Here is a 16,780-nt window from a genome sequence, read left to right on the forward strand (position 1 = left end):
CGCGGCGCGTTCCGTTGGTTTTTTATAGCCGCTAAAACAAAGCGTTGCCGTGCCTGGGATGCCGCCGGCCGCCACCGTGCGGGTAAAGGGTAAAAAAAGAGTTAAAATTTATGTCAGCGGCTTATGCCATGCCGCCCGGGAGGGTGGGTAGCGTCGAAAGCGGCGGTTGATTACAGATAAAACGTTGGGAGGAGGGCAGAGGGTGAAGACAGGTTTAGGATTCTACTTATCGGTTTAATAATGACAGCAAAAAAATATCAATTACACGACGTTTAGAGTCAATGATACTCTGCCAGTCTGGTTTGTATCATAAATTAATTGCATTTAAGGTAATATTAGCACATATTAATTGGGATTATCATGAAAGATAATGCTGGAAAAATACAAAAAAATATACCCGATTATCACGATTGTGTAATTCACGTTCGGTTTATTTTCTATAGCACAAAATAACTTCTTAATGAATTTTTATTTCATTTATGCAAAAGATTTTCAAAAAAACACTCTATTTTACGCGCGGCGTCGGCTGCATTTATTTATCTGCCGGACTTTATTGTTATAGAGATAACGCCGCCTGCGGGATACCCTTTTATCATGACCAAAACTGCCATGCTCGCTGTTGCCGCCGTTGCTCCCGTTGGTGATGATAACCGCGCCGGCGCGCCAACGGCACTGCCCGGCCGCGGGCAGGTGCGAAGAATTATTATCCTCACCTATCCCGGCTGCTTTCTTGGCGAAATAATTAAGCTGCTGGAGATGCTGGCGGCGCTTAATGACTTCGCCGTGCAGCATGGCGGGCAGAAAGTACAATTCGTGACGCAAATCTATTCATCGGTGGGCGGGCGGATATCCTCGCCGGCCAGCCGGATGATCCACGCGGAAACCCTTACCATGCGCGGACCGGTGCCGGTCGAGACCGATTTGCTGATCGTTGCCCATGGCACCCGGGCCGCCGCCGCCGCGCCCAACCCCTTATTGTCCCGCTGGCTGCAGGCGGTATGCCCCGGCGCCAAACAGATTGTCGCGCTGGGTTCCGGCGCGTTGCGCATGGCGGCGGCCGGGCTATTGAATCACCGCCAGGCGACGACCCATTCCGCGCTGGCGCCGTATCTCGCCGAACACTATCCGCTGGTCAGCGTCAACGTGCCGGCGGCGCTGCAAATCGACGGCAATATTCTGACCACCAGCGAACATATTGATTTGCGTGAGCTGGCGCTGCTGCTGTTAAAAGAACCGTTACCGCCGAACCGGCCCGCACAAGGGGGCGAACAGGCTTTACAACTCGACACTACGCCGGTTATGGCCAGGGTTTTTACCCGCCATGACACTATCTCGCACCGGGTGACGCTCTGGTGGCTGGCGCATATTGATGAAGATTTGAGCATGGACCGTTCGGCGCGGTTTTTAGCCATGAGCGAGCGCAGCCTTCGTCGCCATTTCACACTGGAGGTGGGCTATTCGCCGTATCTTTTTTTGCTGTTGCTGCGGTTGGAATTAGCGCGCCAGGCATTGATTGACACCGATTTACCCATTGACAAGATCGCCCGGCGCGGCGGGTTGCACGACGGCCAGCAGTTGGCGCGCATGTTTCGCAAATTTTTCAAAATCACTCCTCATCAATATCGCACGCAACCGCGCGAGGCAAGGCCGTCGCTTGACCATCCCTTATATGCCGCCCTGTTTAACGGCCGCGCCATCCCGCCCTGGCTGCAGGAATTACAGTGCGACGCCGCTTCCCATTCCGGCCGTTGAACATGGCCCGGATACGCATTATTTTAATGAACAAATCATGGGTGAATTCAACGTTTTCCATTATAAATCATATTGATAAGGTGGTTTTTATGCCAATGGCAAGTTAATTTAATCAATGGGCTGGGAACCATGGCAGGATTTAATGGGGGAATAAAGAGAATATATTTATACTTATATGGTAATTATACTTTAAATAAATTAACCTTGATTAAAATATATGCTACTGCTGAGATATATTCAAATGTCGACCAAAAGGCATCCTTATCCCAAGATTAACCCTGCAAAGTCGGTAATCATCCTTCAGCGCGTGAGCCGGATATTATGGCTTTGGCCGTTAATGCAGGTATTCCGTCCGGATTTGCGACGGTATACATTACCTTGTCTCACCTTTTTCGGTTAAAATAACCGCGAGAAATGGCCGGTTTAATAAGCCAAATCCATTCAAATCGCAAATCGCATCTTTCAAGGAAATACTATGTCCAGCAAACGTCTTTTTAAAGTCGGTGCTTTGTCACTTTTATGCCTCGGCGCCACCGTTATTTCCCCCGCTTTCGCGGCCGGTACCGCCTCGACTAATATTGCGGTTACCGCCGCGGTAGAATCAGCCTGCACTATTTCCACCACCGCATTGGCGTTCCCGGCCTATACCGGTACCGCCGTAGTGGATACCACCGCGACCCTGTCGCTGACCTGTACTAACGACGCGCCTTACGTGGTAGCGCTGGGCGCGGGCACCGGCACCGGCGCCACCACCGCGTTGCGCGTCATGACCGGTTCCGTGGCCGGCTCGGTACTGAACTACGGTTTATACTCGGATGCAGCCCATACCACTACCTGGGGTAACACTTCAGGCACCGATACCGTCGCGGGCACCGGCAACGGCGATGAGCAGAATATCACCGTGTATGGTGAAATCGCCGCCAACCAGCTCTCCTCGGTGGTCGGTGACTATACCGATACCGTAGCCGTGACCGTTACCTACTAATATAAGATCAGCCCCTATGCCCCGTTACGTTAATTTTATCCGGGCGCTTATGCTGGCGGGCCTGTGGGTCATCGTACCCCAGGTCTTTGCGCAGGCATTGGCTATCGTCCCCATCCGTCAGGATCTGTCCTCCGTTCACCGCTCCGCCAGCTTTACCCTGACCAATAACGCCGACACCCCGAGCGTAATACAGATCCGTGGCTACAGCTGGATTCAACAAGGCAATAACGACACCTTCGTCAGCACCAATAAGCTGTCGGTCAGCCCGCCATTCGCCACCATCCCCGCCGGCAAATCCCAGACCGTGCGGGTGTTGCTGCGTGAACCGGCGGCCAAGGGCGAAGAGGCCTATCGCATTATTTTTGACCAGATTCCGGAGCGCGGCGTTGCCAAAGTGCAGTTGGCGATACGCTTTACCGTGCCGGTTTTTTCGCTCAGTACCCAGCCGGCCAGTCCGGACGTACAGTGGCGCATCGAGCGCCAGGGTGAAGGCATGATGCTGGTGGCGGTAAACCAGGGCCTGAAGCACAGCATGTTATCCAACCTGAGCGCCACCACCGTGAGCGGCGAGCGTTTAAAACTCACCGGCCCCGGCATGCCTTATATCCTGGCGGGCAATCAACAACATTGGCTTATCAGCGATCCCAGGCACCTGTTGACCACGGGATCCAGGATCCATGTGCAAAACGCCAACACGCAGAATAAATCGGATCAATGGGTCAATGTCGGCCCTGGTCATTGACAGCCCCCGGGCGTCGCCGGCTGCCGGGCCAGGTGCTGATCCTGGCGCTGCTGTGGCCGTTAATGGCATCGGGCGCGGAAACGGCAACCGCAACCGCACCGTTACCGGCAACGGCGCCGGACGCCGGGCAAAGCCTGTTGCTCAACGTGGTGGTCAACGGCCGCAACCACGATAATATCCAGGAGATCGCCGGACGGCAGGGCGCGCTGCTGTTAACCCGTGAGCAGATTACCGCCTCGGGGCTGATCCTCAACGGGCCCTATACCGATACCGGCGGGGGGCTGATTGCCTTAAGCAGCATCAAGGGCTGGACCTGGCGGCTGGATGAGAATACCCAAACGCTGTTTATTCAGGTGCCGTCCGGCGATCAGATTGCGCAGCAGTTTAGCTCGGACGTGATGTCCGCGGGCGATGTCGCGCCGCACAGCGACCGGGGCGCGGTACTGAATTATGATGCGCAGGTCACCGATTACAACGGCCAGGACAGCAGCAGCCTGCTCGGCGACCTGCGGCTGTTCGGCGATAGCGGCGTACTGACCAATAGCGCCATCCAAACCCATAACCCCTACCTCGACCGCACGGTACGGCTGGAAAGTACCTATAGCCGGTCCGATATATCCACCCTGCGCACCTGGAATACCGGCGACTATATCAGCGGCGGCCTGGACTGGACCCGGCCGGTGCGCATGGGCGGCGTGCAGATGACCACCAATTTCGGCCTGCGGCCCGACCTGGTGACCTTTCCCCGTCCGGGGATCAGCGGCGAGGTGGCGGTGCCCTCGTCGGTGGATATCTATGTCAACGGCCTGCACCAGATGACCCGCCAGGTGGACGCCGGGCCGTTTGACATCACCTCGCTGCCGGTGACCACCGGCGGCGGCGATGTCTCCATGGTGGTCAAGGACGCCAACGGCCGGCAGACCACCCAGACCTTGCCTTTTTATGCCAGCAGTTCCATGCTCCGCCAGGGACTGGAATCCTTGTCGGTGGAGGCCGGTTCGGTGCGCCGCGGTTATGCCAGCCGATCCGCCGATTATACCGGCGGCGCCGCCTCGGCAAGCTACCGGCGGGGCGTATGGCCGGCGGTAACGCTGGAAACCCATCTGGAAGCCACGCAAAAACTGGTCATGGGCGGGATCGGCGCCGATCTGTTGGTCAGGGATCTGGGGGTGTTATCCGGTTCGCTGGCCGCCAGTCGTTATGGCGAAAAGCAAGGACAACAATATGGGCTGGGCTTTTCCCATACCGTGCATACCTTCAGCTACGGTTTCAGCGCGCTGCGGGCCGACGCCGACTTTTACGATATCGCCGCGGCCTATGGCGACAGCACCGCGGGCACTACCCTGCGCGCCAGCCTTGGTTTTCCGGTGTTCCCCGGCAATGGCTCCTTCGGACTGGTCTATGCGCGTAAATTAGTGAACTATTACAACAGTTATAATTATGAGTCCGAGCGCATAGCCACCTCGTCCCTGTCGGGCACCTATTCGGCCCCGCTGCCGGCGTTGGCGGCGTTCGGCTATCTCACGCTATTGCATGATTTTGATTATGATAAAGGCAATAGCCTGTATGTCGGCATCTCCATCCCCTTTGGCAAGCGCTCGACCATCAGCACCAGCGCCAGCGTCAGCCACGGCGACAGTTATCAAACCGTGCAGGCGCAGCAGTCGGCGGTACAACATGGCGATATCGGCTGGAGCCTGGCGACGCAAAACGGCGCGGTGTCGCGGCAAAACGCCGGCCTGGAATATAAGGCCGACTGGGGCCTTATCGGCACCGAAGTTGAGCAGGGCAGCTCCGGCCACGCGGTCCGGGCTTCCGCCCGTGGCTCGCTGGCGGCTATCGGCGGCCATGTTTTTGCCGCCAATACCATCGAGAACAGTTTCGCGCTGGTGGACACCGATGGTTTGCCCGGCATCACCGTCCTGCAGGAAAACCGTCCGGTGGGCAAGACCGACCGCAATGGCCTGATGTTTATCGAGGATATGCGCGCCTACGAAAGCAATCGCCTATCCGTTGATCCCAACGATGTGCCGATGGATGTCGCCCTGACCAATGAAGCCATGACCGTCAGGCCGCGCGATCAATCGGGCGTCATCGCCCGCTTTCCCATCCGCCGCAGCCGCGGCGCTACCCTCTTGCTGGTGGACGCGCAGCATAAACCCTTGCCGCTTGGCAGCGTGGCGATCCTGGTGGGCAGCGGCGCCCAGGCCATGGTGGGCTACGATGGCCAGACGTTTTTCGAGGACCTGGCGGAGCACAACCAGCTGAAGGTCGAAACCACCGGCCGGCCCGACTGTACCCTGAGCTTTGATTATCATCCCCAGGCCAACGTCCTGCCGCAAATCGGGCCGTTAACCTGCAACACAGGAGCATGAACATGCGTTCACCTACTGCAAACCGTACCTTGCCCGTCTTGCTTATCGTCCTGTTTGCCGCCCCGGCGCTGGCCTACGACTGCACGATCGCCTCCACGCCGCTGAATTTCGGCGCGCTGGCGGGCGTCGCCGGGGCCACGCGGCAAACTACCGCCACCATCACCGTGGTATGCCGCAGCGGCGCCGCCGCCGCCAACGTCAGCTATCAGATTTTGCTTGACGGTCCGGCGGGGGAGGGGCAGCGGCAAATGTCGGCCGGCGGCCACAGCGCCGATTATCAGCTCTATACGTCCGGCAATTACCAGCAGGTCTGGGGCAACAGCGGCGGCGGGGTAATTACCGACGGCTACAGCCTGGACGCCAACGCCACGGTAACCCGCACTTACACTGTTTACGCTAAAATGAAAGCCGACCGCGACGATCCGCCCGGTAGCTATATCGCCAATACCGCCGTGCAGCTGTTATATTAATAACCGCCTGGGCCGGCGCCGTACCATCGGCGCCTGGCCGATGATGTCTCGCGGAATAAGGATATCCATTTTCATGACCTCTGCACAAAAACAGCTTAGCTTTGCCCTGGTACTTGGCTCACTGGCCGCGCTCGGCCCCTTATGTACCGATTTTTACCTACCCGCACTGCCGGAACTGGCCGGCTCCTTGTCCACCAGCACCGCCACCGCGCAGTTGAGCCTTACCGCCGGCCTGCTCGGCCTGGGGGTCGGCCAACTGTTTTTTGGCCCGCTCAGCGATAAGCTGGGGCGCATGAAGCCATTGCTGTTTTCGCTGATGCTGCTGCTGCTGGCCTCCATCGCCTGCGCGTTGGCGCAAAATATCGGCCAACTGCTGGCGGCCCGGTTAATACAGGGCCTGGCAGGCGCGGGCGGCGCGGTTCTGTCGCGGGCGGTGGCCCGGGATCTCTACAGCGGACACGCGCTGACCAAATTTTTCTCCGTGCTGATGCTGGTCAACGGGGTGGCGCCCATCGGCGCCCCGGTCCTCGGCGGCGCGCTGCTGGCCTGGCTGGACTGGCGCGGGTTGTTTATCGTGCTGGCGGCGATTGCGCTGCTGCTGCTGGCGGTATGCGCCTGGCGGTTAAAAGAAACCCTGCCGCCCGCCCGCAGAAGCCAGGCCTCGCTGCTCAGCGTGTTCGGCGGCCTGGGCGGGCTGCTGGTGCAACGGCAGTTTATGGGGTTATGCCTGACGCAGGGTTTTAGCATGGCGGGGATGTTTGCCTATATCGGCGCCTCGCCCTTTGTCTTGCAGCAGCTCTACGGTCTCAGCCCGCAGGGCTTTAGCTTTTGTTTCGCCATCAACGGCCTGGGCCTGATTGCCGCCTCGCAGATTGCCGCCCGCACCAGCGCCAGGTTAGGCGAATACCGGGTGCTGGCCTTTGGGCTGGGCGTGGCGGGGACCGCCTCCAGCGCCTTGCTGCTGTGCGGCCTGCTCGGTTCGCCGCTGCCGTTTATCCTGGCGGCCCTGTTCTTTTCGGTGATGATTAACGGCCTGATCGGCACCCTGGCGTCGTCGCTGGCCATGCAGACCCAGGGCAAAAATGCCGGCAGCGCCTCCGCCATGATTGGCGTGGCGATGTTCGCGCTCGGGGCGATAAGCGTCCCCTTTACCGGCATCGGCGGCACCTCGGTGGTGACCATGGGCCTGACTATCTGGGGCTGTTATATCATCGCCATCGTGCTTTTCCTGGTGATGGTGAATAAAAAAGCGCTTAGCGCCGCCGCCTGAGTGTTTAACCACATTCCCGGGCGGGGGCGGAAAAAATATATTGGCGAAAAAGATTTATTAAATACGCCCGCCGCAAAAATACCCGGCCGATGCTCTCGTCCGGGTATCATTTTTTAAGCAAAATTCGCAGACGAATGCGTCAAATATTGCGTTTTTGTTATTCATTAATAGGTTACTAATAGATTAACCCTGCCGAAATAACCCACAGATTGATGCGGCGCCACGCGGATATTTGTCAATAAATACGCCGCCTTTTTTAGTGACAAAAAAATACAGGCTTTTAGCGATTTTCGTTTGTGGAGAATCGGATATACTATGTCGTCATCAACCGCGGTCCCGCGGTATTTTTCAGGTACTGGATAATGTTATCTTTGTTTCGTGTCGCTTGTTTCGGCGTGTCACTTTTTACGCTTACGAATGTGATGATTAATGATGCACGCGCCGCCGTCGACGCACAGACGACGCCCTTGGTATCGCCTCTGGTGATTGCCTCCGGCAGCGCTATTGTCTTTGATATGACGGACAATCATCTGCTGTATTCATCCAATGCCGATAAAGTCATGCCTATTGCCTCGCTGTCGAAGCTGATGACCGCCATCGTGGTATTAGACGCCAAACAGCCGCTGGATGAGATTATTTCGGTGGATATCCATGAAACGCCGGAATTAAGGGGCGTATTTTCACGCGTGCGGGTGGGCAGCGAAATCAGCCGGCGCAATATGCTGCTGCTGGCCCTGATGTCCTCGGAAAACCGCGCCGCCGCCAGCCTGGCGCACCATTATCCCGGCGGTTATCCGGCCTTTATTGCCGCCATGAATGCCAAGGCGCGGTCCCTGGGCATGATGAATACCCATTACGTCGAGCCCACCGGCCTGTCGTTTAATAACGTCTCGACGGCGCGCGATTTATCCAAATTACTGATCGACAGCCAGCAGTATCCGTTGCTTACCGAGCTGAGCACCACCCACGAAACCATGGCGACCTTCAGCAACCCGCCTTACACCCTGCCGTTCCGTAACACCAACCATTTGGTTTATCGCCCGGACTGGACTATCCAGCTGACCAAGACCGGGTTTACCAACCCGGCGGGGCATTGCCTGGTGATGCGCACGGTAATTAATCATCGGCCGGTGGGATTGGTGGTATTGGACGCCTACGGTAAATATACCCATTTTGCCGACGCCGGGCGCATTCGCAATTGGCTTGAGACCGGCCAGGCCTCCCCGCTGCCGTCGGCGGTGTTCCCGGCCGCTCCCGCGCTGCTTTCCATCCGCTCGGCGTATAAACCCGCCGCGCATCGCGCCGCCCGGGCCAATAATAATAAGCTTAAAAGCCATGCGGCGGGCCAGACGGCGTATAAAAAGACCCGCAGCGGCAAACCCGGCCAGGCGGCCGCCGTCAAGACCGCCAGGGCCGCCCAGGCCACCGCTGCCAGGAAGGTCAAGCCCGGCCAGACCGCCTATAAAAAAGCCAAAGCCGCCAAGCCGGGCCAGACGGCATACAAAAAGTCCAAAGCCCACCCGTCAGGACAAACGGCGAAAAACAGCGCCGGCGATCGGGAAAAACAGGTCGATTAAATCCCGCCGCGGCCGGCTATTATGCCCGGCCGCGCAAATCCTCGATAATCTCTCCCTGGCTTACCGCTTCTTGCTCATGTGAATCTTCACGCCATTTCTCGGCCAGCGCCGCCTGATACCACTCCCGCAGCGCCGGCTGCGCCAGCATGGTCCCGCACCACTGCCGCGCGGCGTCCGACAGCGGCAGGCCGTAGGTCTGGACCCGGAATACCACCGGGGCAAAAAACGCGTCCGCGGCGCTAAAGACCGGACCGGCCAGGAATGGGCCGCCGAAACGGGAAAGGCCCTGCCGCCACAAGGCATCCAGGCGCGTCAGATCGTCGCGCAGCGCCTCGGGCAACGTCCGCAAGCGCACCCGCACGCCGCAGTTCATCGGGCACAGGTTGCGCAGCGTGGCGAAGCCGGAATGCATCTCCGCCGCCGCGCAGCGCGCCCAGGCCCTGGCCTGGCGTTCCTCCGGCCAGACCCCGGCGTGGGTATCCGCCAGGTATTCGGTTATGGCTAACGAATCCCATACCACGGTCGTGCCGTCATACAGCGCCGGCACCCGGCCGGACGGCGAAAAATGCTGGAACAGGTCATGATTGTCGCCCGACTGGAACGCATGCAGCGCTTCATCAAAAGGAATTTCCAGCGCCTTCATCAATACCCAGGGGCGCAGTGACCAGGACGAGTAATTTTTGTTGGCGATATGCAGTTGATACAAGATTGAATACTCCGTTGCTGTCTGGGTGATGATTCGCGTCGCCGAACGCTCGGCGCAACGCGTCTTAACCCTTGTCGGCGGCCCGGCAGCGCGTCAGGGTAATCCGGAAACGCGGCGTGCCGTGGCCGCCGGGAACCGGGCCCGGGTCGGCCGTGTCCGCCGCGCGCGCGCCCATGCGTTGGTAAAATCCGGCGGCAAGGGGATGGCAATCAATCAACAAACGTTCGGCGCCGGCCCGGTGGGCGGTATTGATCGACCAGCCGAATAACGTCTTGCCGATGCCGGTCTTGGCGTTCGCCGGCGCGACGAACAGTCGTTCGAGGAAAGCGATTTCATCGTGAAGCAGCAGCTGTGCGGCCCCTAGCAAAGCGTTATCGGCTGCGGCGACGCAAATCAGCGAGTTTTCCATATCCGCCGGGCGGAAGGTCAGCCGTTCACGGCAGGCGTGCCGCAGCGCGTCGTCGTAGCCTAATAACGCCGTTGACTGCAAACAGAGCTCGGTGAGTTTAGCCAACTCATCAATACGGGCCGCCCTGAGCTGAAACATCAACGGCTCCCCGCGCGACATCGGTAAATGCGCAGGATAAGGTCGGTGGCGCGCCGGGCGTCGTTACCCTCCGCCAGCGGCGTGCCGTCCTGCGCCACCGCCCGCTCGAAATCCTCGATAACCGCTTCATGCCGGGAGGAATCCGTTATGGCGGGGCTGCTGGCGCCGTCATCGGGCGCCGGTTCCACCCGCGTCGCCGGATTGTCGATACCGGCGATATGCCATTCGCTGATACGGTCGTTAAGCAGGGTGAAGGTCCCTTTTTCACAGCTGACCTCCAGGCGGGGAGGATATCCCGGCGGGGCGCAGGTGGAGGCGACTATGGTGCCGATCATGCCGTCGGCATGGCGCAGCACCACCGCGCCGTGATCCTCCGCTTCCATCCGGTGGGCAAAGGTGTCCAGCTCTCCCTGTACCCGTTCCGGCATGCCGAACAGCCAAATATAATTATCGATATTATGGCTGGCCTGCTGCATAAAGACGCCGCCGCCGTCGATGGCGTAGCCGCCGCGATAGGGGGCGCTGTCGTAATAGGCCTGGTCGCGCCAGAATCGGCAGCTCAGGTCGGCGGAATAAACCCGGCCGAACGCCTGCCGCCCAAGCAGTTGTTTAACCGCCTGGTTATCCGGATTGGTTCGACGCTGGTAACTTACGGCCAGGATGACCTGGTGCCGGGCGGCGGCATCTATCATATCGTCCATGGCGGCCTGGCTGATATCCAACGGTTTTTCCACCAGCACATGCTTGCCCAGGCCCGCGGCCTCGATGGCGCTTTGGTGATGCAGCCCGTTGGGCGTGGTGACGATTACCGCGTCAAACGGCCGGTCGACCGCCGCCAGGGACGGCCAGCAAGGCAGGTGGCCTTCGGCCTCGCCCGGGGTTTTGCCGCGGGAAATAAATCCCACCGCTTCACTTGCCGGCAATGCCCGCAGCGCCTTGAGGTAGGTGTGGCTGATGTTGCCTGTACCAACGATGACATATTTCATAAAAGAGTCGGTGCCTTGTTGAAAAAGAAGAACCGATCATCCCTGAACATCATGATTACCGGCGAAAAGCGGGCCGGCATTGCCATCGGGCTGACGCGCCTTAAGCGATTGTCAGCGCTTGTATAGACCGATCATGACTTGTAACACCAAAGCAGTATTGCAAAGGTCATCGCGCTTGCCAAGCCCCCAGTGAGGGCGGCATGGGGTTGCCACGATAAAGCGCCGTCCTCAGGACGGGTTATGCCCGTCGCCCTGCTCGCGCCACTGTTTCAATTTGGTGGTTTTACCAATGCCGGGATTAAAGGTATTGGTGGGGTCGCTTTGCCGATAGAACGCCGCCAGCACCGGCTTGGCCTGGTAAAGATGGCCGACGTTATGTTCGGCCGGGTATTCGGCCCCGCGTTGGTTAAGCAGTTCCAGCATCCGTTCTTTCAGCGCATGGCTGTCGACGCCTTTGCGCACGATATAATCCTGGTGGAATACATGGCACATAAAATGACCGTAATAGAGTTTGGCCACCAACTGCCGGTCAATCTCCGGCGGCAGGGTCTCGAACCATTGGGTTTCATTACGCGGCAGGGCGATATCAAGGGCGAGAATATCCTCCACCTCGGCGCCGTGAACCGCATGGTAGCGCACCGCGGCCCCGGCGGCGGCAAACCGGTGCAGGAAGGCCTTGCCGCCCTCGTCGTCGGTGCAGATGAAATAATCCCCCGGCTCCCGGGCAAAAAAGTTTTTCAGGTACCCCTCGGCCTCATTGATGCCGTCGCCGGACATTTTCAGCAGCAGATGATGCTCATAGGTATCGCGGAACGTCCTCATGCGCGGCGGCAAATGCTGCGGCCACAGGCGGCCCGCCAACTGCAGGAAACGATCGCTGAGCTGCGGCGGCAGCCAGGACTGGGCGTTCAGCGTGGCGTCGATACGCCCCTTGAGCTGGAACATCCGCGGCATCCAATCGGTGCCCAGCCGGTTGATCATGACAAAGGTATCTTTGCCGTAGGTGGCGCTGATATCGTAACAGTCGCGGTGCATATACTCGCCCGCCACCGGCAGGTTGGCGAAACCGGACAGCACGTCGCGCCGCAGCCGGGTGAGTACCTGCGGGTCATTGGTGCCGATATAGAATACCTGCTGCCGGGTTTCGGCGGGGAAGGTGTCGAGGCGCACCGCGAACACCGCCAGCTTGCCGGCGCTGCCCGACGCCTCGAACAGCCGGCGCTGGTCGGCGTTAAACCGCGACGGGGTATCGGCGTCCACGTCACGCACCCGCCCGGCGTAATCATGATCGGAGCAGGCATGATCGGCGGGATGGACGTCAAGCGCCGAGTATTGCTGGTCCTCCAGCCGGGTCAATATCTGTTCCGGCGTGGCGCCTAAATCAATGCCCAGATGGTTGACCAGCCGCAGCTGGCCGTGCTGGGCAACCTCGGCAAACAGCGCCATCTCGGTATAGGCCGGGCCGCGCTTGACCAGCGAGCCGCCGGAGTTATTGCAAATGCCGCCGATAACCGACGCGCCCAGGCAGGAGGAGCCGATGACCGAATGCGGTTCCCGTTTCAGGGGCTTCAGGAGTTTTTCCAGCGTATACAGCGTACTGCCCGCCAGGGCCACCGCCTGCCGGCCCTCGTCGAGCAACTGCACCCCGCCCAGGCGCCGGGTGCTGATCACCACCACCTCGCGATCGTAATCCGTCCCGTTGGGCGTGGAGCCTTCGGTCAGGCCGGTATTGGCCGCCTGCATGATAATTACTTTGTCGGCGGCCACGCAGGCTTCCAGCACCCGCCACAGCGCCAGCAGCGAGTCGGGCGAGACCACCGCCAGCGCCGGTCCGCTGCCGGAACGGAATCCCTTGCAATAGCGCTGGGTCTGGCGGCTGGAGGTAAGGACATGGCGCTGGCCGACAATGGCGGTAAGCCGTTCTATAAACGCATGTGATAGGTAAGGCGAAGTTTGCGGCATAACGATATCCCTTGCTCTGCGGGGTAGACTAACTTTATATCCCCGGGCGGGCATGACGCCCCGGAATATGATGCACTGAACTGGCTCGTCTGATCTATGAATATACGCCGGGAATAATGCCAATGGGAATTTAATGAAAATCGACATCCAGAAACACATGCTTTCAATAATTTAACCATACCCGATCCGGTTCGTGATGGTCTACACTGAGCTCTGCGATGCCCCGTGGCATATTGACCAGAACTTCCGTACCGGGCGTCCGGCCCGGTCCGCTTTCCCGAGTATGAGAACAACGATATGAAATGGCTGTGTTCACTTAGCCTGCTGACAGCATTAACGCTTCATCCCGCCCTGGCGGACAACACCCAGCTTCCTTCCCCTGATTTGCCGCGCGACGCCTACGTCAACGCGCTGCTGCAAAAAATGACCCTAGAGGAAAAAATCGGCCAGCTGCGGCTTATCAGCGTCGGGCCGGAGAATCCGAAAGAGGCGATTCGCGAAATGATCAAAAACGGCCAGGTGGGCGCGATCTTCAATACGGTGACCCGCCAGGATATCCGCAAGATGCAGGATCAGGCCATGCAACTGCCCAGGCTGAAAATACCGCTGTTTTTTGCCTATGATATCGTCCATGGCCAGCGCACCATATTTCCCATCAGCCTGGGCCTTGCCTCCAGCTGGAACCTGGACGCGGTAGCCACCAGCGGGCGCATCGCCGCCTTCGAGGGCAGCGAGGACGGGCTTAACATGACCTGGGCGCCGATGGTGGACGTGACCCGCGATCCGCGCTGGGGCCGGGTCTCGGAAGGGCTGGGGGAAGATACCTTCCTTACCGCGGAAATCGGCCGGGCGTTGGTGCAGTCGATCCAGGGCAAAAACCCGGGCGAACGCCATGCGCTGATGACCTCGGTGAAGCATTTTGCCCTGTATGGCGCGGTGGAAGGCGGGCGTGACTACAACACGGTCGATATGAGCCCGCAGCGGATGTTCCAGGACTATATGCCGCCCTATAAGGCGGCCCTGGACGCCGGCAGCGGCGGGGTGATGGTGGCGCTTAATACGGTAAACGGCATTCCGGCCACCGCCGATTCCTGGTTGCTGAAGGATGTCCTGCGCAAACAGTGGCATTTTTCCGGCATTACCATCAGCGACCATGGCGCCATCAAGGAACTGATCAAACACGGCGTCGCCAGTTCACCGATCGAGGCGGTAAAAATAGCGCTTAACGCCGGCATCAATATGAGCATGAGCGACGAGTATTTTATCCGCTACCTGCCGCAGCTGGTGAAAAGCGGCGACGTCAGCCAACAGGAAATCGATGAAGCCGTGCGCCACGTGCTTAACGTGAAATACGACATGGGCCTGTTCCGCGACCCATACAGCCATTTGGGACCGGTGGGCAGCGACCCGCAGGATACCAATGCCGAAAGCCGCCTGCATCGTGACGCGGCCCGGCAGGTGGCGCGCCAGAGCCTGGTATTGCTGAAAAACCGCCTGCATACCCTGCCGCTGAAAAAGCAGGGTACCATTGCCGTGGTCGGTCCGCTGGCGGACAGCCAGCGGGACATCATGGGCAGCTGGTCGGCGGCCGGCCGTCCCGGGCAAACCGTTACCCTGCTGCAGGGAATGCGCAACGCCGCCGGGAATAAAGCCACCATTGTCTATGCCAGGGGCGCGAACATTACCGACCATAAGGATATGCTGGCTTACCTGAATTCATACGATCGGGCGGTGCAGAACGATTCGCGCGCGCCGCGGGCGATGATAGACGAAGCGGTCAAGGCCGCCCGCAATGCCGATGTGATCGTCGCCGCGGTGGGGGAATCCCAGGGCATGGCCCACGAGGCGTCCAGCCGTACCAATATCACTATCCCGGATAGCCAACGCGCGCTTATCGACGCGCTGAAAGCCACCGGCAAGCCGCTGGTGCTGGTGCTGATGAACGGCCGTCCGCTGGCGCTGGTGCGTGAGGATCAGCAGGCGGACGCCATGCTGGAAACCTGGTTCAGCGGCACCGAAGGCGGCAACGCCATCGCCGACGTGCTGTTTGGCGATTATAACCCGTCCGGCAAGCTGCCGATGTCCTTTCCCCGTTCGGTGGGCCAGATCCCGATTTACTACAATCATCTCCCCACCGGCCGGCCTTACCTGGCGGACAAGCCGGATAAATACACCTCGCATTATTATGATGAGGCCAACGGTCCGCTCTATCCGTTTGGTTTCGGCCTGAGCTACACCACCTTCAGCGTATCGGCGCCGACGCTGTCCAGCCCGACCCTGCGGCGCGGCGGCAGCATCACCGTCAGCGTAACCCTGACCAATACCGGCGATCGCGACGGCGATACCGTGGCGCAGCTGTACGTGCATGACGTGGCGGCATCGTCGAGTCGTCCGGTCAAGGAATTGAAAGGCTTCCAGAAAGTCTTCCTCAAGGCCGGCGAAACCAAAACGGTGGCTTTCAAACTGGATGCCGACGCGCTGAAATTCTATGACCAGCAGATGCGGTTCGCCGCCGAGCCGGGCGAGTTCGAGGTGATGGTCGGGCTGGATTCGGCCAGGGTCAAGACCACGCGATTCACCCTGTTGTAAAATGTGCTTGCGGGCATGACGGGCAGGACCCTGCGCAGGTTTGCCGACAATAAAGCATGTCCCCCGGACATGCTTTATTGCAAAAAAAAAACCGGGTTAACATTAATACCCCGTTATGGCACAGATTTTTTCGGCCGCTCCCGGTAAAATAATCCATAAGTCCGGCTTATCGAGGCAATATCATGGCGTTTACCGAAGTGGTCCTGGTCAATGAACGCGATCGGTGCGTGGGCCGGATGGAAAAACTCCAGGCCCACCGCGAGGGGCTGCTGCATCGGGCGATTACGGTCTACGTGTTTAACCCGCAAGGGGAACTGCTGCTCCAGCAGCGCGCCGCCGCCAAGTACCACTGCGGCGGATTATGGAGCAATACCTGCTGCGGGCATCCCACGCCCCAAGAGGATACCCTGGCGGCGGCCCACCGTCGTTTGCACGAAGAAATGGGCCTGCGCTGCGTCCTGACGCCGATGTTTGATCTGCAATACCGTCTGCCGCTGCCCAATGGCCTGATTGAACATGAGTTCGACCATGTATTTTTCGGCATCAGCGCCCAGGCGCCCAATCTCAATCCCGACGAGGCCATGGCCTGGCGCTACCAGGCGTTGACGGCGGTGCTGGCGGATATCAACCAATGTCCCGCGATGTTCACGCCCTGGTTTAAGCTGACGATTTCCGCTATACCGCGGCATTTCATCGAATTCATGCGGCTTGAGCGCGCATGTTGATATTAACCTGCCGGTCATATTGCCGCCGGTGAATCATTAGATCCTATATTGCTCCCGCGCTTTACGATCTAGGGTTATGCTTTCTTCATCAATG

12 protein-coding genes and 1 pseudogene are annotated in these 16,780 nt (G+C 59.1%); 9 read left to right on the forward strand and 4 right to left on the reverse strand.

Going from position 1 to position 16,780, the window contains the following annotated elements; all coding sequences use genetic code 11:
* The first annotated feature begins 594 nt into the window (after nucleotides 1-594).
* From GRH90_RS08745 to pbpG, 7 genes and pseudogenes are all read left to right on the forward strand, one after another.
* On the forward strand, nucleotides 595-1,752 hold the full coding sequence (locus tag GRH90_RS08745) for a helix-turn-helix domain-containing protein (RefSeq protein WP_162365559.1): 1,158 nt from the start codon (nucleotides 595-597) through the stop codon (nucleotides 1,750-1,752).
* 475 nt (nucleotides 1,753-2,227) lie between these two features.
* The gene (locus GRH90_RS08750; RefSeq protein ID WP_162365560.1) at nucleotides 2,228-2,737 is read left to right on the forward strand and encodes a Csu type fimbrial protein; all 510 of its coding nucleotides are present in this window, start codon (nucleotides 2,228-2,230) and stop codon (nucleotides 2,735-2,737) included.
* 16 nt (nucleotides 2,738-2,753) lie between these two features.
* A complete protein-coding gene (locus GRH90_RS08755) occupies nucleotides 2,754-3,479 on the forward strand; it encodes a fimbrial biogenesis chaperone (protein WP_162365561.1) in 726 nt (241 codons plus the stop codon).
* The gene (locus tag GRH90_RS08760) at nucleotides 3,476-5,854 is read left to right on the forward strand and encodes a fimbria/pilus outer membrane usher protein (RefSeq protein WP_246235946.1); all 2,379 of its coding nucleotides are present in this window, start codon (nucleotides 3,476-3,478) and stop codon (nucleotides 5,852-5,854) included. Before GRH90_RS08755 ends, GRH90_RS08760 begins: the two co-directional genes overlap by 4 nt.
* A 2-nt stretch (nucleotides 5,855-5,856) precedes the next feature.
* Entirely contained in the window at nucleotides 5,857-6,324 is a 468-nt protein-coding gene (locus GRH90_RS08765) for a Csu type fimbrial protein (RefSeq protein WP_162365562.1), read from the forward strand.
* A 73-nt stretch (nucleotides 6,325-6,397) separates the two neighbouring features.
* On the forward strand, nucleotides 6,398-7,594 hold the full coding sequence (locus tag GRH90_RS08770; protein ID WP_162365563.1) for a multidrug effflux MFS transporter: 1,197 nt from the start codon (nucleotides 6,398-6,400) through the stop codon (nucleotides 7,592-7,594).
* A 362-nt stretch (nucleotides 7,595-7,956) separates the two neighbouring features.
* A pseudogene (gene pbpG, locus GRH90_RS08775) lies at nucleotides 7,957-8,832 on the forward strand (D-alanyl-D-alanine endopeptidase); the annotation flags it as partial.
* A gap of 358 nt (nucleotides 8,833-9,190) precedes the next feature.
* Here the strand turns inward: pbpG and GRH90_RS08780 are convergent.
* The 4 genes from GRH90_RS08780 to dld all read right to left on the reverse strand — a co-directional run bounded on the left by GRH90_RS08780 (nucleotide 9,191) and on the right by dld (nucleotide 13,372).
* The gene (locus GRH90_RS08780; RefSeq protein ID WP_162365565.1) at nucleotides 9,191-9,877 is read right to left on the reverse strand and encodes a glutathione S-transferase family protein; all 687 of its coding nucleotides are present in this window, start codon (nucleotides 9,875-9,877) and stop codon (nucleotides 9,191-9,193) included.
* 64 nt (nucleotides 9,878-9,941) lie between these two features.
* Nucleotides 9,942-10,424, reverse strand: a complete 483-nt coding sequence (locus tag GRH90_RS08785) for a GNAT family N-acetyltransferase (RefSeq protein ID WP_162365566.1) — start codon at nucleotides 10,422-10,424, stop codon at nucleotides 9,942-9,944.
* On the reverse strand, nucleotides 10,424-11,410 hold the full coding sequence (locus tag GRH90_RS08790) for a Gfo/Idh/MocA family protein (RefSeq protein WP_162365567.1): 987 nt from the start codon (nucleotides 11,408-11,410) through the stop codon (nucleotides 10,424-10,426). The genes GRH90_RS08785 and GRH90_RS08790 overlap by 1 nt, the downstream gene beginning before the upstream one ends.
* A gap of 228 nt (nucleotides 11,411-11,638) precedes the next feature.
* Nucleotides 11,639-13,372: a D-lactate dehydrogenase gene (dld, locus tag GRH90_RS08795; protein ID WP_162365568.1), complete on the reverse strand. Its 1,734-nt coding sequence runs from the start codon at nucleotides 13,370-13,372 to the stop codon at nucleotides 11,639-11,641.
* A 297-nt stretch (nucleotides 13,373-13,669) separates the two neighbouring features.
* On the opposite strand from dld, the gene bglX reads away from it, so the two are divergent.
* Together bglX and idi are read left to right on the forward strand one after the other, a co-directional pair.
* Nucleotides 13,670-15,961, forward strand: a complete 2,292-nt coding sequence (gene bglX, locus GRH90_RS08800) for a beta-glucosidase BglX (protein WP_162365569.1) — start codon at nucleotides 13,670-13,672, stop codon at nucleotides 15,959-15,961.
* Between the two features lie 182 nt (nucleotides 15,962-16,143).
* A complete protein-coding gene (gene idi, locus GRH90_RS08805) occupies nucleotides 16,144-16,686 on the forward strand; it encodes an isopentenyl-diphosphate Delta-isomerase (RefSeq protein WP_162365570.1) in 543 nt (180 codons plus the stop codon).
* Nucleotides 16,687-16,780: the final 94 nt, after the last annotated feature.

The organism is Acerihabitans arboris, from assembly GCF_010131535.1.
Taxonomy (GTDB): domain Bacteria; phylum Pseudomonadota; class Gammaproteobacteria; order Enterobacterales; family Enterobacteriaceae; genus Acerihabitans; species Acerihabitans arboris.